The sequence below is a fragment of the Pedobacter sp. PF22-3 genome, from assembly GCF_026239555.1.
Taxonomy (GTDB): domain Bacteria; phylum Bacteroidota; class Bacteroidia; order Sphingobacteriales; family Sphingobacteriaceae; genus Pedobacter.
This window is the reverse complement of sequence record NZ_JAPIVP010000008.1, coordinates 1-17,360: the sequence shown is the minus strand read 5'-3', so window position 1 is coordinate 17,360 and position 17,360 is coordinate 1. Positions and strand designations below refer to the sequence as shown.

At 37.3% G+C, this 17,360-nt stretch carries 12 protein-coding genes and 1 pseudogene; 7 read left to right on the top strand and 6 right to left on the bottom strand.

Features of this window, described 5'->3' with window-relative positions; all coding sequences use genetic code 11:
- Positions 1-6 precede the first annotated feature (6 nt).
- The 4 genes from OQX63_RS11720 (at position 7) to OQX63_RS11705 (ending at position 5,787) form a co-directional block, all read left to right on the top strand.
- Complete coding sequence (locus tag OQX63_RS11720; RefSeq protein ID WP_265851055.1) at positions 7-1,107, top strand: mannose-1-phosphate guanylyltransferase; 1,101 nt, start codon at positions 7-9, stop codon at positions 1,105-1,107.
- Positions 1,108-1,424: 317 nt separating this feature from the next.
- Positions 1,425-2,759 (top strand): undecaprenyl-phosphate glucose phosphotransferase, encoded by a 1,335-nt coding sequence (locus OQX63_RS11715; protein ID WP_265851054.1) that lies wholly within the window; start codon positions 1,425-1,427, stop codon positions 2,757-2,759.
- A 109-nt stretch (positions 2,760-2,868) separates the two neighbouring features.
- Positions 2,869-4,476 carry a gliding motility protein RemB gene (locus OQX63_RS11710; protein ID WP_265851053.1) on the top strand — a complete coding sequence of 536 codons (1,608 nt, stop codon included), beginning with the start codon at positions 2,869-2,871 and terminating at the stop codon, positions 4,474-4,476.
- A 186-nt stretch (positions 4,477-4,662) separates the two neighbouring features.
- Entirely contained in the window at positions 4,663-5,787 is a 1,125-nt protein-coding gene (locus tag OQX63_RS11705) for an acyltransferase family protein (protein ID WP_265851052.1), read from the top strand.
- Positions 5,788-5,947: 160 nt separating this feature from the next.
- Here the strand turns inward: OQX63_RS11705 and OQX63_RS23465 are convergent, their stop codons facing one another.
- From OQX63_RS23465 to dxs, 4 genes and pseudogenes are all read right to left on the bottom strand, one after another.
- A complete protein-coding gene (locus OQX63_RS23465; protein ID WP_416276531.1) occupies positions 5,948-6,163 on the bottom strand; it encodes a transposase in 216 nt (71 codons plus the stop codon).
- A gap of 33 nt (positions 6,164-6,196) precedes the next feature.
- Positions 6,197-6,835, bottom strand: a pseudogene (locus OQX63_RS11700) (IS3 family transposase); the annotation flags it as partial.
- Between the two features lie 57 nt (positions 6,836-6,892).
- A complete protein-coding gene (locus OQX63_RS11695; protein WP_265851050.1) occupies positions 6,893-7,309 on the bottom strand; it encodes a transposase in 417 nt (138 codons plus the stop codon).
- 138 nt (positions 7,310-7,447) lie between these two features.
- Positions 7,448-9,376 (bottom strand): 1-deoxy-D-xylulose-5-phosphate synthase, encoded by a 1,929-nt coding sequence (dxs, locus tag OQX63_RS11690; RefSeq protein WP_265851048.1) that lies wholly within the window; start codon positions 9,374-9,376, stop codon positions 7,448-7,450.
- Between the two features lie 235 nt (positions 9,377-9,611).
- Here dxs and OQX63_RS11685 point away from each other — a divergent pair, with 235 nt between their 5' ends.
- The 3 genes from OQX63_RS11685 (at position 9,612) to glmS (ending at position 13,680) form a co-directional block, all read left to right on the top strand.
- Positions 9,612-10,355, top strand: coding sequence for a segregation and condensation protein A (locus tag OQX63_RS11685; protein WP_265851047.1), 744 nt, complete (start codon positions 9,612-9,614; stop codon positions 10,353-10,355).
- Between the two features lie 62 nt (positions 10,356-10,417).
- The gene (gene glyA, locus OQX63_RS11680; RefSeq protein ID WP_265851045.1) at positions 10,418-11,689 is read left to right on the top strand and encodes a serine hydroxymethyltransferase; all 1,272 of its coding nucleotides are present in this window, start codon (positions 10,418-10,420) and stop codon (positions 11,687-11,689) included.
- Positions 11,690-11,841: 152 nt separating this feature from the next.
- Positions 11,842-13,680 (top strand): glutamine--fructose-6-phosphate transaminase (isomerizing), encoded by a 1,839-nt coding sequence (glmS, locus tag OQX63_RS11675; protein WP_265851044.1) that lies wholly within the window; start codon positions 11,842-11,844, stop codon positions 13,678-13,680.
- Positions 13,681-14,221: 541 nt separating this feature from the next.
- Here glmS and OQX63_RS11670 read toward each other — a convergent pair.
- Together OQX63_RS11670 and OQX63_RS11665 are read right to left on the bottom strand one after the other, a co-directional pair.
- Entirely contained in the window at positions 14,222-15,595 is a 1,374-nt protein-coding gene (locus tag OQX63_RS11670) for a hypothetical protein (protein WP_265851043.1), read from the bottom strand.
- Positions 15,596-15,653: 58 nt separating this feature from the next.
- Complete coding sequence (locus OQX63_RS11665) at positions 15,654-16,352, bottom strand: ComF family protein (protein ID WP_265851042.1); 699 nt, start codon at positions 16,350-16,352, stop codon at positions 15,654-15,656.
- Positions 16,353-17,360 lie beyond the last annotated feature (1,008 nt).

Below are 17,360 nucleotides of genomic sequence, written 5' to 3'. Positions count from 1 at the left end.
GCTATAATGACAAAATTTAATAACTATGTATTGATTATGGCTGGAGGTGTAGGTTCCCGCTTTTGGCCAAAAAGCCGCAATCTTTTTCCAAAACAGTTTATAGATATCTTAGGAATAGGCAAATCCCTACTGCAGCTAACTTACGAGCGGTTTTTAAATATCTGCCCTAATGAGCAAATATTTATTTTAACCAACGAAACTTACGCAGATTTAGTTGCTGAGCAATTACCTGAAGTTTTAAAGGAAAATATCCTTTTAGAGCCAAGCAGAAATAATACAGCACCTTGTATAGCTTATGCAACCTACAAGATTAGTAAGTTAAACCCAGATGCTAATATTATAGTTGCTCCCTCAGATCATTTGATTTTAAAGGAAGATATTTTTATATCCAAAGTGCTGCAGGCCCTGGAGTTTAGTTTTGAAAACAATGCGCTATTAACTTTAGGCATTAGCCCTACAAGACCTGATACCGGTTATGGGTACATCAGGTATCAAAAAACGGATGTAACAGGTTATGACGAGTTAAATGGGGTTAAAAAGGTAAGTGCATTTATGGAGAAGCCTATTTTAGCCAAAGCAGAAGAATACCTAAAAAGTGGGGATTACGTTTGGAATGCGGGTATATTTATCTGGTCGGCAAATTCGTTAAAAAAAGCATTTGTTAGTCATGCTCCAGAGATCGCTGCATTGTTTGAAAGCGGCCTGCCATTTTATAATACCTCTGACGAATCGAAGTTTATCGCTGATCATTATCCTTCAAGCCCTAATATATCCATTGATTATGCTATTCTGGAGAAGGCTGATAATGTGTACACTATTCCGGCCGATATAGGTTGGTCTGATTTAGGTACCTGGGCATCTTTACATGCCGTTGGAGAAAAGGATACATCAAACAACATGGTTAATTTAAATAAAGTTAATTTAAAGGATACAACCAATTGTATTATTCATTTACCAAAAGAAAAAGCTGCTGTAATAAAGGGGCTCGATAATTATATCGTGGTGGATGATGGTGAAATACTCTTGATTTATCCAAAATCAGATGAGCAGGAGATTAAACAGGTTGCAAAAAATATGGTTGATGAGCATGGGATAAAATATGCTTAATCATTGGCCGATATGCTTATCCCAGCTGTAATACATTTTGGTATCTACAGATTAAATGGATTAATCTACTAATTATCAGTATATAGATACTCTCATTTTTTAGAATTTATTTTAAGCTTACATTGCGTAACTGTTAATCGGTTTTTAATTTGGTAATGATTAATTAACTTTGGATCTGAATTTAGGCATTAATTTTGTTCATTGTAATTCACTTAAAACAAAAACACCGAATAAATGTTTAAGTTTCCATTTTTAGGCCTATGCAAACACGTTACTTATTTATACTAAAATATATTCTGCCAATAACTGACCTTATTATGGTCAACATTGTGTACTTTTTTGCCTACGAATTTACAGCTTACATGGGTAAGGCGGTAAGTTCGGAATTGCAATGGCATTATGTAGTGGTTTGCAATCTGATCTGGATTGTAAGTACTACCAGCTTTGGCTTGTATAGTGAATATGGATCGCGCCGAATAGAACGGATTTACCGGGGAACCTGGAAAAGTGTGGTGTTGCACGCAGTTTTGTTTTCTATCTACCTTTTCTTTTCTAAACAAAATGATTTTTCAAGGTCATTTCTAGTAATATTCTACGGCATGTTGGCCATTTTGTTCCTGGTTAACCGTTTCATTGGTACTTCGTTCCAGTTCTTGCTTTTTAATCATTTGCGGGGAGTTAAATCTGTTGCCATTATGGGAAATAATGCAACTGGCTTACAACTGGCTAATTATTTTGAAAAACAACGTTACATCGAATTTCATGGTTTTATCAACGATGTACCAGACGATTATTTAGATCGTAACGGTCAGATTTCTGATGTGGTGGGAAGACAGTTTAAGATGGCAGTTGATAAGGGGATTAAAGATATTTATGTTACCATAGCTCCTGATCGAATGGCTGATATGGCTTTGTTAACCGAAGAAGCTGAGCGGCAATGTGTACGGTTAAAATTTATTCCGGATATCAGTGGGGCATTATTATCGCCTTATACAGTGAGTTATCTAGGTAATGAATTTCCGGTAATTTCTTTACGTTCCGAGCCTTTAGAGAAAATTCATAACCGTTTCAAAAAGCGGGTTATTGATGTCGTTTTTAGTGGTCTGGTTATTTTATTTATTTTAAGCTGGCTATATCCAATTATTGCATTATTAATCAAAATGCAAAGTAGAGGTCCTGTGTTGTTTAAACAACTAAGAAGCGGACGCGATGATGAACCTTTTTGGTGTTTTAAATTTAGGAGCATGCGTATGAATTCTGATAGTGATAAAAGGCAGGCAAGTAAAAATGACGATCGAATCACCTCTATAGGAAAATTTTTAAGAAAATCGAGTTTGGATGAGCTCCCGCAATTTTTTAATGTATTTATGGGGCACATGAGTGTAGTAGGGCCCCGTCCTCACATGTTAAGCCATACCGAACAATATAAAGGTATTGTTGATCAATTTATGGTTCGTCACTTTTTAAAACCGGGCATTACTGGTTGGGCACAGGTAAATGGATATCGTGGCGAAACAAAGGAAGATTATAAAATGGTTAAGCGTGTAGAACACGATATCTGGTATTTGGAGAACTGGAGCGCAATGTTAGATGTAAAGATTATTTTTATGACGGTGATTAATATGGTTAAGGGTGAAGAAAATGCCTTTTAATAAATAAATATAGGGCCCGAAAGGGCTTTTCTTTTTTATGAACTTTGGCACTGCATCGTTAAATTAATAAATAATTACTTTCTTTGCCCCTTGAATTAAAATTTACCAAATGAAGAAACTTTTATCCCTCCTCTTTTTAATAGTCTCTTTTTACGACTTAAAGGCACAGGCCGTATATCAACCCTATTCTTTTCAGTTCTATCAAAAATTAAGCGGTGAGGTTTATAATCCCAATAACAGAATACACAGCTCTTTAAAACCATTTTTTATCGATGATAGTTTGTTACGGGATAAAAGCAATTTGTTATTAAGTGTTGGGTTAGATTCGACCAGGCATTCCTGGGTTTCGCGAAAGTTGTTTAACGAGCACCTGCTGGATATTAAAAAAGAAGACTTTACGGTATATGCCGACTTTTTGCCGGATTTCCAAATTGGTAGAGACTTTTCAGGCAAACAGAATGTTTGGTTAAATACCAGAGGATACCAGGTGGGAGGAACAGTTGGCAAAAAGTTCTCCTTTTATACTAGTGGTTTCGAAAATCAGGGGCAATTCTCGCAATATTATAATAATTACGTAAACACAAGCAAAGTTGTTCCAGGTCAATCTTATAACCGTGCTTACGGCTTTAATGCTGGTAAGACTTCGTTAGACTGGTCTTATGTTACCGCAACAGTATCTTATACACCCATAAAATATTTGAATATTACTGCAGGTTATGATAAAACTTTTATTGGTGATGGCTATCGCTCTTTATTATTGTCTGATTTTTCGTCTCCAGCCCCTCTCCTCAAATTAACAGCGAATTTAGGTAATGTACAATATATGGCCATGTGGACTTCAATGCAAGATCCAGGAGCAAATAAATTATCTTATGATGCCGGTAACCGTAAAAAGGGCGGAGTTTTTCATTACTTGGATTGGAACGTAAATAATCGATTATCTGTCGGATTCTTTGATTCAATTATATGGGCGCAAACTGATGATACTGGTAACAAACGAGGTTTTGATTGGGGCTATGCTAACCCAATAATCTTTTTAAGACCTGTTGAAGCTTCGAGTGGCTCACCAGATAATGCTTTATTGGGCTTTACGGCCAAATATAAATTTGCTAAAGAATTGGTTGCTTATGGACAGTTTTCTTTAGATGAGTTTGAAGCGAAAAATTTCTTTTCTAGCTCTGGAAGCTCTAGAAATAAATATGGCTGGCAGTTGGGTTTTAGAGGAGCAGATGTTTTTAAGGTTGAAGGACTAAATTATTTGTTAGAGTATAATACTGCTAAGCCATATACATTTTCTTCAAGAACACGCATCGGCAATTACGCAAACTATAATGAGCCTTTAGCTCACCCAATGGGTGCTAACTTTAGAGAATTAATTGGACTATTAAATTATTCTTACAAACGTTTTGATTTTAGTGGGGAGTTAATGTATGCTAAATATGGTTTGGATGAAGCTGGCCAGAACTACGGTAAAAATATTTTTGAACCTTATACAGATGCAGTAAAAGCAACTGGAAATTATACAACCCAGGGTATCCGTTCCGATCTTTTTTATGTAGAAGGAAGAGTAGCTTACGTCATTAATCCAAAATATAATTTACGCTTAGAACTGGGCGGTATATTGAGGCGCGAAAGCAACAGCCTTGGTAAAAATAATACCGGTTTAATTACTTTCGGTTTACGCAGTTCGTTCAGGAATTTGTATACTGATTTCTAAAAAAGCTGGCTATTTGTAGTTACAGGCTAACGTGGTTAGAAACGTATTGTAAAAAAGCGATATCTAATTTAAAAAATCAATTGATTTAATTAATGTTAAAGATAAGAGTTGTTTTAGTTTATTTTAAATTGTTTGTAATTTCTATCTTCGCAACTAAATATTAATACTCTTTTAAAATTTGAAAACTTGGAGATAAAACAAAACAATGTCCATAAGTATCAATGGATTGATTTCGGTAGATGCATTGCGATTCTATTAGTTATAATGGTTCATACTGGCCAACACTTTGCTGATTCAGATTTTTTAAAAAACTTAACGGTAAAAGGTGCCAATGGTGTTCAGCTATTTTTCATCCTAAGTGCGTTTACTTTATTTAATTCTTATGAAAAGCGCTTCGATTCTGATGGAGAAAGCCGGAATATTTTTTTTTTTATCAGAAGGGTGTTTAGAATTGCGCCTCTTTATACTATTTCAGCTATTTTCTATACTCTAGTTGAAGTTTGTATTAATGGATTTCATTCTGTTGCTTATTGGAAAGTTATAGTTAATATTATTTACTTAAACGGAATTATTCTTCCCGCAATTAATTATATACCTCCGGGCGGCTGGAGTATTGGTACCGAAATGTTATTTTATTTATTGATACCTACTTTGTTCAAACTAATAAAAACTTTCAAAGGAGCATTCTACTTCTTGCTCATTACCATACTACTTTCTAACATAATTAATTTTGCTGATAAGTTTCTTATCGAAAAGTTTACAAACCATGACTATAATAGTTTAAGGTCATGGAGTCTATATTTTTGGCTCCCAAACCAATTGCCGGTATTTGCATTCGGGATTTTTCTTTATAAGGGATTTACCAGATTTGGTGAATGGAATAAATTAAGTTCTTTTTTTTTGGTTCTCTCAATTTTATTATTTTTCATACTTAGTCAATTCAAATTTTCACTAGAGTATCCTTATTATTTTTTTCAAGAGGAGTATGCCTTTTCAATAATCTTTTGTTTATTTATTCTAGGGATTAAAAATTTTAAATTTGAAGGTATATTTAGCAAATTATTATTAAAAATTGGTCAATATAGTTTTAGTATGTATTTGTCACATTTCATCGTGATAAATATTTTTGTGTACTATTTTAAATCATTAAATCTGAATACAGGTGATTTTTATTATAGTATAATTTATATTTTAATCGTTTCAGTTACGTTTTTAATTTCATCATTTTTATTCAGGTTTGAGAAAATTGGGATAAGGTATGGGAATAATCTGATTAAAAGGTTTCAGAAAGATAATAATGTTTCAGGATAGTATTTATCTGAATTTATCGCGTAGAAGAATTTAAGTTTTGTGAATGGTCTAAGTCGTTCGTTAACGAATTTATGTTCAGGACCCTTAGGCAAAACTTATAATATGATAAAGCCTCAGTTATCTTATGGACTGCCCCCAAAAGTTTAGACAAACTTAATAATTAATTATTTAGGATGTGAGCTCGGTATTCAACCGGGCTCATTCCTTTTAGATTCAACCTAATCCTATTTTTGTTATAGTAATCGATGTACTCATCAATATCATTCTGTAACTCCTCTACTGACAAGTATTTTTTGAGATAAAACATCTCAGATTTCAGCGTACCAAAAAAGTTTTCTATTACAGCATTATCAAGGCAGTTGCCCTTTCTTGAAATGCTTTAAATAATTCTATTCTTCCGCAGGATACCTTAGTAATCCTTCATCCTGTATTGCCATCCCTGATCCGAGTGTAGTATCGGCTTGGCATTCTTTGGCACCTTTTTCAATACCTCATCCAGCATGTCAGTAATTTGCTCGAAATTCGGTCTGAGAGATTGTGAATAGCTTATAATCTCTCCATTGAATAAATCGATTATTGGAGAGAGATACAGTTTTTTGCCAGCTACACTGAATTCAGTTACATCGGTAGCCCATTTTTCAAACGGTCTGTCCGCATTAAATTCCCTCTTGAGTATGTTGGCTGCAGTCTTATCCTCTTCTCCTTTGTAGGATCTATATTTCTTAAGCCTGATAATACTTTTCAGATCCATCTCACCAGTTAGCCTCAATACAGTTTTATGATTGATCTTATGTCCTTCCTTTTTTAGCTGAAATAGCATTCGCCTATAGCCATACCTACCCTTATGCTGCTTGGAAAGTGCAATGATGCGTGTCCTAATCGCTTCGTACTTATCAACCACCTTATTACGCTTAATATAGTAATAAAATGAACTTTTTGCAATATTGGCGACCTTCAAAAGTATTGATAGATCAAACGTCTTCCTTAACCCATGAACGATCAGAGCTTTTTGTTTTTCTTTGATTCTTCTTTCTGGATTAAGGCTCGTAACTTTTTTAAAAACGCGACCTCCGCACGTAAACGCTTGTTTTCTTCCAAAAGTTGTTCATTCTCCGTCAAGGTTTTTTCTGGTACTTTTTTCGAAATCTTTGGCTTTATAAGACGTTTTTTTTCCTCTTGTTTCCTCGGACAGCCCCTCGGCTCCGCCAACCCTATATATCTTCAGCCAGTTGAATAGAACCCTGTCGGATCTGATGTTAAACTGGAGACATGTCTCCCTCAAAGATACTTGATTGGCCGTAAAGTAACGGATAACTTCGAGTTTATTTTCTAAAGAATAGACCGTTGACTGCGGTCTGAGTCCGGCCTCACCAAAACGTTTATAGAATTGCATCCACTGAAGCACCATGCGACGTTCAAGACCATTTTCTCTTGAGATTGTGGCCAGAGATTTATCTCCTCTTAAGATCTGATTGACGATAGCCAATTTAAATTCTAAGCTATGCTTAACTTTTCTACTCATAAAAATGCCCCCATAAAGTGTCTAACTTTTTGGGGGCACTGCATTATTAACTGAGGCTTTATTTTTAACGTATATTATATTTTTTAAATCAATGCTGGATTGAGTAAATCATCCATCTTACATTTTCCGTTATAAGCTCTACCCTGCCATACTATCAGTCGTCCTTTTTACAGCAACCTTTCTTATCGCCTCAATAATTGCATTTTTATCATAACCACATTCTGCCCAAAGTTCGGCCTGTTCGCCATGTTCGATAAAATGGTCAGGTATACCTAAGCGGACTACATTTGCATTGTAACCATGATCGGCCATAAACTCTAATACTGCGGAACCTACCCCGCCTGGCAGTGAACCATCTTCTACCGTAATCACATGTTTGTATTTAGCAAATACTTCATGCAATAAAGCTTCGTCTAGAGGTTTAACAAAACGTAGATCGTAGTGCGCCGGATAAAATCCTTCACTATTTAATTCGGCACGCGCTTCAACTGCAAAATTACCTACGTGACCAATGGTTAATAAAGCTACATCTTCCCCATCACAAATTTTACGTCCTTTGCCGATCTCTAACGCTTTGAAAGGTCTTTTCCAATCTGGCATTACACCATTACCACGAGGATAACGGATTACAAATGGTCCCACATTTTCTTGTTGAGCAGTAAACATCAGGTTACGCAATTCTTCTTCATTCATCGGAGAAGAAACAATTAAATTTGGAATACAGCGCATATAAGCAATATCATAAGCACCATGATGCGTCGCGCCATCAGCACCAGCCAGGCCTGCCCTATCTAAGCAAAAAACTACATTCAGTTTTTGTATGGCCACATCATGAATCACCTGATCATAAGCCCTTTGCATAAAGCTTGAGTAGATGTTGCAGAAAGGAACTAATCCTTGCGTAGCTAAACCAGCCGAGAACGTTACCGCATGTTGTTCGGCTATCCCCACATCAAAGGCGCGTTTTGGCATCGCTTTCATCATAATATTTAATGATGATCCTGAAGGCATCGCAGGCGTAATACCTACAATTTTATCATTAGCCTCCGCCAGTTCTACCATGGTATGCCCAAAAACATCCTGGTATTTTGGTGGCTGTGGTTTATCTGAAATGCTTTTTTTGATCTCTCCGGTAATCTTATCAAAAAGTCCTGGCGAATGCCATATCGTTTGATCTTTTTCTGCCAGTGCAAAACCTTTACCTTTTACCGTAATGCAGTGAAGAAGCTTTGGACCTGGGATGGCAGATAAATCTTTTATCGTTTGGGCCAAACGCTTTACATCGTGCCCGTCAACAGGGCCGAAATACCTAAAGTTTAAGGCTTCAAACAAATTACTTTGTTTAAGTAATGTTCCTTTAATGCTTTTCTCTATTTTCTTAACGTATTTATGCGCATTGGGGCCAAGTTTAGAAAGCCCGGCCAGTACATGAGAAATATCATCACGGAAACGGTTGTACGATTTAGAAATGGTGATGCTGGTTAAATATTCTTTGAGCGCACCTACATTTGGATCGATAGACATGCAATTATCATTCAGGATAACCAGCACGTTACTGTTTTCGATTCCGGCATGGTTTAATCCTTCAAAGGCCAGACCCGCAGTCATGGCGCCATCACCAATAATGGCAACATGCTGTCTGTCTGTTTCGCCTTTTAGCTGCGAAGCCACAGCCATACCAAGCGCAGCCGAAATGGAAGTAGAAGAGTGGCCAACGCCAAAAGTGTCATATTCGCTTTCAGAGATTTTCGGGAAACCACTAATACCTTTATAAACACGGTTAGTATGGAACAAATCCCTGCGACCGGTCAAGATTTTATGGCCGTAAGCCTGATGACCTACATCCCACACCAGTTTGTCGTAGGGGGTGTTCAATGCGTAATGCAAGGCTACCGTTAGTTCAACAACACCTAAACTGGAAGCGAAATGGCCTCCGTTAACACTTACTACATCAATAATATACTGTCGTAATTCCTGGCTTATTTGTTCTAAGTCAGATTCACTATATTGCTTTAAATCAGCAGGATAGTTGATTTTAGATAATAGGGGGCCAGCTTTTACTTGCATTCGAAATTTGTGGTAAAAAACAAGATACAAAGTAAGGTATTTTTGTTTTAATATAGAAAAGAAAAATAGCGGTTTATTCTTGATGGTTAAGCGGTTAGTGTTTAGCGGGTTAGAGTTGCCTGTTAAAGGTTTAGCGTTTGAGTTAAGTGGATAGTGGTAAGTGATAATCGTATAGTATTTTCGATTAGGGTTTACTGTCAGTACCTGAAAATTTTCATTATGTTTGTCCTTTCACATGCAGGCAGAGAATTTTGAAATAAAGCTTCCGGTGTTCGAAGGACCCTTCGATTTGTTGCTGTTCTTTATAGAGCGCGATGAACTGAGTATTCAGGATGTGGAGATCGCGAAGATTACAAACGACTTTTTAGCCTACATTCATCAACTCCTTGCGCTAAACGTTGAGGTGGCGAGCGAATTTATTTTGGTCGCGGCAACTTTGATGCGCATTAAATCTAAAATGCTTTTGCCTAGGATTGAGGTTGATGAAGCCGGGAATGAAATCAATGCTGAACAGGACCTGATCGCGAGGCTTATTGCCTATAAACAGTTTAAATCTGCTGCAGAAGAGATGAAGGGTTTTGAAGAGGAGCGTTTAAAACAGGACCATCGCGGAAACATCGCTTTCGATTTAACCCTCGCTGCCGCGTCTTCCTCTCACCAGGATGAACTTTTGTCATTAGACCTTTATAAACTTTTAACCGTTTACCACCGCACAATGCAGAAATATGAACTGCGCAGTGAAGAGGTTAAGCATACTGTAGTACAATATCCCTACACCATAGAGCAACAGAAACATTTTATTGCGAACCTGCTCGATATCAACAAACAGATCGATTTTGCACTGGTGCTTAAAAACTCGGAGAATAAAGTACATTTCGTTTATAATTTCCTGGCTATTTTAGAAATGTTGCAACAACAAATCGTTGAGATCACCATTGGGAGCGGCTTTAACAACTTTAATGTGAAAGCATTATCCTAATACGGCCTAAATTAAATTTGAAATCCTTACTTTTGCCAAAAAAATACAAACCTAAATATACAATGACACGCGACAACCAAATTTTTGAACTTATCGATAAAGAATTAAACCGCCAGGAGCATGGTTTAGAGCTTATTGCATCAGAAAACTTTGTAAGCAAGCAGGTAATGGAAGCTGCAGGATCGGTATTAACCAACAAATATGCTGAAGGCTTACCGGGAAAACGTTACTATGGCGGTTGCCAGGTGGTCGATGTAGTAGAGCAGATTGCGATTGATAGGGCGAAAGAATTATTTGGAGCAGCGTGGGTAAATGTTCAGCCACACTCTGGTGCACAGGCCAATGCAGCTGTAATGCTTGCTATTTTGCAACCTGGCGATAAAATATTAGGTTTTGATCTTTCTCATGGAGGTCACTTAACACATGGTTCGCCAGTTAACTTTTCAGGTAAATTATATCAACCATTCTTTTATGGTGTTGAAAAGGAAACCGGACTGATCGATTATAAAAAATTAGAAGAAGTAGCTTTAGCTGAAAAACCAAAATTGATCATTTGCGGTGCATCTGCTTATTCTCGTGAGTGGGATTATGCTTTTATCCGTTCGGTAGCCGATAAAATTGGTGCTTTGGTTTTAGCTGATATTTCTCACCCGGCAGGTTTAATCGCAAAGGGATTGTTAGCCAACCCGCTTCCACATTGCCATATAGTAACCACTACCACCCACAAGACTTTACGCGGACCACGTGGCGGTATGATTATGATGGGCCAGGATTTTGAAAACCCATGGGGATTAAAAACACCTAAAGGCGAAACCCGTTTAATGAGTAATTTGCTTGATATGGCGGTTTTTCCAGGTACCCAAGGTGGTCCGTTAGAGCATATTATTGCCGCTAAAGCAATTGCTTTTGGCGAAGCGTTAAGCGAGGAATACGGAACATACATTAAACAGGTAGCTGCTAATGCACAGGCCATGGCTAAAGCATTTGTAGCAAAAGGATATGGCATTATCTCAGGCGGTACCGATAACCACTTAATGTTAATCGACTTACGTAATAAAAACATCACGGGTAAGGTAGCTGAAAATGCTTTGGAAAAAGCAGAAATCACAGTAAATAAAAACATGGTTCCTTTTGATGATAAGTCGCCGTTTGTAACTTCTGGTATCCGTGTGGGAACTGCTGCCATTACTACCCGCGGCTTAAAAGAAGCTGAAATGGAACAGATTGTTGCATTAATTGATAGGGTTTTAACCAATCCGGAAGATGAAGCGAACCTAAATACAGTAAAAGCAGAGGTGATTAAATTGGTGAGTGCATTTCCACTTTATAAGTAGGCATAACTAATTCGATTTACTAATCATAGTAAAGGCAGTTACATTAATTTGTAGCTGCTTTTTTGTTTAACAAAAAGATCTTTAGCGCTTAATGCTTTAAAACAAACGTTTGTTTTATATATATTTGGAAAATTAATGTATAACAGAAAATTATGTGTGGAATAGTAGGCTATATTGGCTACAGAGAAGCCTGGCCAATTGTATTAAAAGGCCTTAAAAGATTAGAATACCGGGGTTATGATAGTGCTGGTATCGCAGTAATGAATGAAAGCGGGGAGCATATCTATAAAAAAGCTGGTAAAGTAGCTGTTTTAGAAGAGTTTGCTCAAGATCAGGATAAGTCTGGTACGATTGCTATGGGCCATACCCGTTGGGCTACACATGGTGTTCCTTCTGACCGCAATTCACACCCACATACCTCAAATAGTGGTAAACTTTCCATTATCCATAACGGAATTATCGAAAATTATGCTACGCTAAAAGAAGAACTAATTAGCCGTGGACATGAATTTAAAAGCGATACCGATACAGAGGTGTTAATTCACCTGATCGAAGAAATTCAGGAAATAGAAAAAATAGATCTTTTAGAAGCTGTTCGTTTGGCGCTGAAGGAAGTGATTGGCGCCTACGCCATCGTGATTATGGATCAGGATCATCCTGATCGGTTGATTGCGGCTAGAAAGGGAAGTCCAATGGTAATTGGTGTGGGCCAGGGAGAATACTTTATCGCTTCTGATGCCACGCCGATTATTGAGTACACTAAAAATGTAATCTATCTTAATGATAATGAAATTGCATTGATCACCAAAAACGATCTTTTGGTTAAAAGATTGGATAATGTAGTGCAAACGCCATTAATCCAGGAACTGCAGTTAAAGTTAGAAATGCTGGAGAAAGGTGGTTTCGATCACTTTATGTTAAAAGAAATTTATGAGCAACCACGTTCTATTAAAGATTGTATGCGTGGTCGCATCTATCCGGAAGAGGGTAAGGTACAGCTTGGTGGGATTAAAGAATTTGCGGAGAAATTAAAAAATATAGATCGTATCATCATTGTGGCCTGCGGAACATCGTGGCATGCAGGTTTGGTTGGCGAATACCTGATTGAAGAATATGCCCGCATTCCTGTTGAAGTTGAATACGCTTCAGAATTCAGGTATAGAAATCCGATCATTACCGAAAAAGATGTGGTGATTGCTATTTCGCAATCGGGAGAAACGGCTGATACTATGGCGGCCATTGAAATGGCTAAAGAACGTGGTGCAACTATCTTTGGTATTTGTAACGTTGCTGGTGCATCCATTCCGCGTTTAACACATGCGGGTGTTTATACCCATGCCGGACCTGAAATTGGAGTGGCTTCTACAAAAGCATTTACGGCCCAGGTAACCGTTTTAACTTTAATGGCCTTTTACATGGCCCAGCAAAAAGGAACTATTACTACTTCAAAACTAATCGAACTTTTAACGGAGCTTGATCATATTCCTGAAAAAATCCAGGTGGCGCTAGAATCGAACGAGCTGATTAAGGAAGTTGCAGAAAAGATTAAAGACTCGACCAATTGTTTGTTTTTAGGTAGAGGAAGTGGTTTCCCAGTGGCCTTAGAAGGTGCCTTAAAACTGAAGGAAATCTCCTACATTCATGCAGAAGGTTATCCTGCTGCGGAAATGAAACATGGTCCGATCGCTTTAATTGATGAAGAAATGCCTGTAGTATTCATCGCCACACAAAACTCATCTTACGAAAAAGTAATCAGTAATATACAGGAGGTAAAAGCCAGAAAAGGAAAAGTAATTGCCATTGTGACTGAAGGAGATACTGAGGTGAAAAAAATGGCCGATTACTGCATCGAAATTCCTGATGCCAATGAGGCTTTCTTACCGCTCTTAGCCACTATTCCACTTCAGTTATTATCTTATCATATTGCGGTGATGAGAGGCTGTAATGTAGATCAGCCAAGAAACCTGGCTAAATCAGTTACTGTAGAATAATTTACTTACAACAAATAGAAAAAAAGAGCCTGACTGAAAATAACAGATTCAATAATAGCAATTTGGCGATGTCGTCATGCTCAGCTTGACTGGGCATCTTAATGCTTTGGTATGGACTTATTTAGTTGCCGTTCTATCGCGTTAAGATTCCCGTTTTTACGGGAATAACGCCCTTTCAAAATATTATTCTGCAAAAAATCTCCGAAATCATTTCTGAGACAGCCTCTTTTTTTTTATTACAGCCGTCACCCTGAACCGAGCCTTAGCGAGCTCACCGAAGGTAATTCATTTCAGGGTCTGGAAGGAGAAGATGCTGAAATAAATTCTTCATGACGATTAAACGTAGAAAGAGTAGAAGAAATAATTATTTTGAATTAGATATTCATTAAAATCAGCTTATGCTAATCCTAAAATTTTAGTAAAAAGTAAAGGGCCGATATTCTTTAGAAGAAATATCGACCCTTACCATCTAAATTAACGCTCTCGAATATATAAACGCAACTTTATGCTATTTGGTTTTGAGAAAATATAAATAAATATACTATTTCTCGTAACTGCCTAAGGTTGAGGGAGAAATTCTTTCATTTCCAATTATATCTTTATCAAGATAACCAGTAAAATAAGGATCGGCACTTAAATCAGCACCTTTGTTTCTGGCAGAACTGTTCGCCGAGAGCTGAAAATTTTCCATTTCCTGATTGTTAAAGTATGGATCAATGTTCAAAATGTTGCCATTACTATTATGGGTGTTGTTTGTAGACCGGATTAAATTATGCCATAAATTAAATTGCACTGATGCAGCAGTTTTCTTTTGGATATCCAGTTCATTAGTTAAGCTCCCCCAAATGATATTATTCGTTAAATTGATCTGAAGTTTATTGTAAGCATTTACGGATAAATAATCTGAAAAGCTCAATGAGGCAGTTTTACGCGGAAAGTTTAAGTTGTAGCCTGCAAAGGTATTCTGTTTTAGGTTATAATTTCCTCCACCAACAGCATAGATTAAATAATTGCCGCAATTATACATTACATTATTAAAGGCCAATAGTTCTGAGTGATAACCAATGTAGGCAGCCGCCTGCATATTTTTGATGATGCTATTGCTTAAAATTAATTTAGGATTGCTATTAACAGATAAAGAATCGGAGGTAATGCCAACAGATGCATTTTTGATGATCGCATTTTTAATCAGTCCGTATCCCGTTCTTTTTAAGAAGATTCCTTTCCATTGGCCAGGCTCATCACTATATACCTTTTCAAGCCTGTCACTACAAAATAGTACCGGTTCGGTAAGGCTGCCATTAACCGTGAGGTTTCCTTCAATGTTTAAACCGGCGTCCTTATGGAAATAGATTTTAGTGCCGGGTTGGATGGTTAATGCAGCGCCATGCTTTACGGTCAATGATCCATTAATAATATAGGGTAAAGTTTTTGTCCAGATGGTATTTGTATTAATTGAAGTTTCATTAACAAATACAGCATTTTGCCCATAAGCTAAAAGCTGAATCACCTGTTTATTCCCGTTTGTATTTAAGATGATAGAATCTTCTACCAGAAAGGGTAAGTTGTTTGTATTTGGATTGATCGAAACCTTGACAAAAAGATTGATCGAATCATGACCATTGACAATAAGATCATTTTTAAGCAGCGTTTGCGCTCCATTAATATTTATAGTAAAAGCTGAAGTATTCCCGCCTGATAATCTGATTTCCGATACTTTAACCGCATCATGATTTGGGTTAACGATCTTTATTCTTCTGGTTGTGGAACCTGCCGAAGTAAAAATGGTATCAAATAATATCGCTGTACTGGAAATGCTCAGCTTAGCATTTTGATCTGTGCTAATGTTTTCCCCCTTGCGGCAAGCCGAAGCGATGAATAAGATGAAAAGCACTGATCCAATATTTAAACGCATAAATCAAACTTAAAAAATGTTTGGCTAATACAATAGTATTTGCACTGCATTGCAAAAATTATTCTGCGAAAGCGATTGCGGCTATGCTCACTTTTGCTGCCCCAATATCCAAGAGGGTAATGGCACAGGCTTCAAGTGTTGCGCCAGTGGTAATCACATCGTCAACCAGTAAAATATGTTTGCCGATTATATCTTCCGGATAATTTACCTGAAACACATCTTTCATATTTTCATAGCGGTTATACCGGCTTTTTTTGGTCTGGCTCTCGGTAGAAGTATTTCGGATGAGGTGATCTTCGCTAATGCCGATTTCCAGCTGCGCAGCAATCCCTTCTGCAATAAACGTACTTTGGTTATAGCCCCTTGTTTTATATTTTTTGCGGTGTAATGGGACCGGAATTACCAAATCAATATCCTGGTAAAGGTTTGCGGATTTAAGCCTTTCTCCCAGCATATTGCCCAATAATACCCCAACATCTGTTCTGCCATTATATTTTAAGTTGTGGATTAAGTTTTGAACCTTTGCTCCTTTTCTAAAGTATAACATGGCCATTGCGGCATGAAGTGGTAAGCGGCCCCACAATTGTTTGGCCACCCTATTTTCTGCATATTGATGATAATCGGTGAAAGGAAGATCATAAAGGCATTTCGTACAGATTAAGTGCTCGCTTTGGTATAATGCTACACCACAGGCATTGCAGAGGTTTGGAAATAGCAAACCAATTAAGTCATTGCACCATTGTTTAACCTGTAGCATAAACTAATTTATAAAAAAATTATGAGGAAATACTACGGTTTTAAGGCTGCATAATATATAGTTAAGTATATAGCCGATTTAGGGCTGTTCTGCGATGTGTTCCCAAAGTATCGGTCTTGTTTATTGTTATCAGGGTTTCTGTTAGATTATAAGGCGTATTATTATTTAATTAAGTTCCGGTGAATATTGAACTTTACTTTTTTCTAGCAAAGCAGGTTCAGTGCAACTATATAAGTATGTTCCCGCTATTCGCTCCAAATCCTCGGCTCGTTCCTCGCCTCCGGGTTTTCCGCTGTTATCGGGTTTAGGTGGGCCGGTCTTCCGAAGTTTCAATGTGCTGGTTGCCGGAGAAAGGCTGGGCAAAATTAAGAATTGCCGCAAAATCCCGGGTGCAGCCGTCATCCTGAACTTGTTTCAGGATTTTTTCACTGCGTAAATTTACCTAGTTTTTAAACCCTGCAGGATTTGCAAAACTGCCCTAAACAACCCTTCTTCCAAAAAGTTTTAAGCACGGTAAAAATATTTCCTGTTGAAAACCATTGACTTACGTTTAACCGTACAGTATTTAATAAATTCCCTTTGCTGGGAAAGATATTTTTTTCTACTTTTGCATCCCGCTCCGGAGGAGAGGGCAATAAACTGAAAAGATGGCGCAGGGATACGGAAAGTGAGATTTATTTTAAAATAATTCTTGCCAAAGAGAAAAAGATTGCTACCTTTGCAGCCCGGCTCGGAAGAGCGGAAAGCTAAATAACATTAGCATATTGAAATAAGGTTAAAGAGAAAAATAAGGCTTGAAAAATAAAATTTATTTTATTTGGAAGTTAGAAAAAGTTCCTTACCTTTGCAACCCCAACGGAAACGAAGGGAAAACAAAAAAATCAAGTAACGGATGTTACAGCGATTAACAAACAAGATTGAAACAGACGGAAACATGTCCGGGACGAAGAAGACCTGGATGAACTGAAGTTTGAAGATATATAAAGGCCGTCCGTGAGGATCACAGGC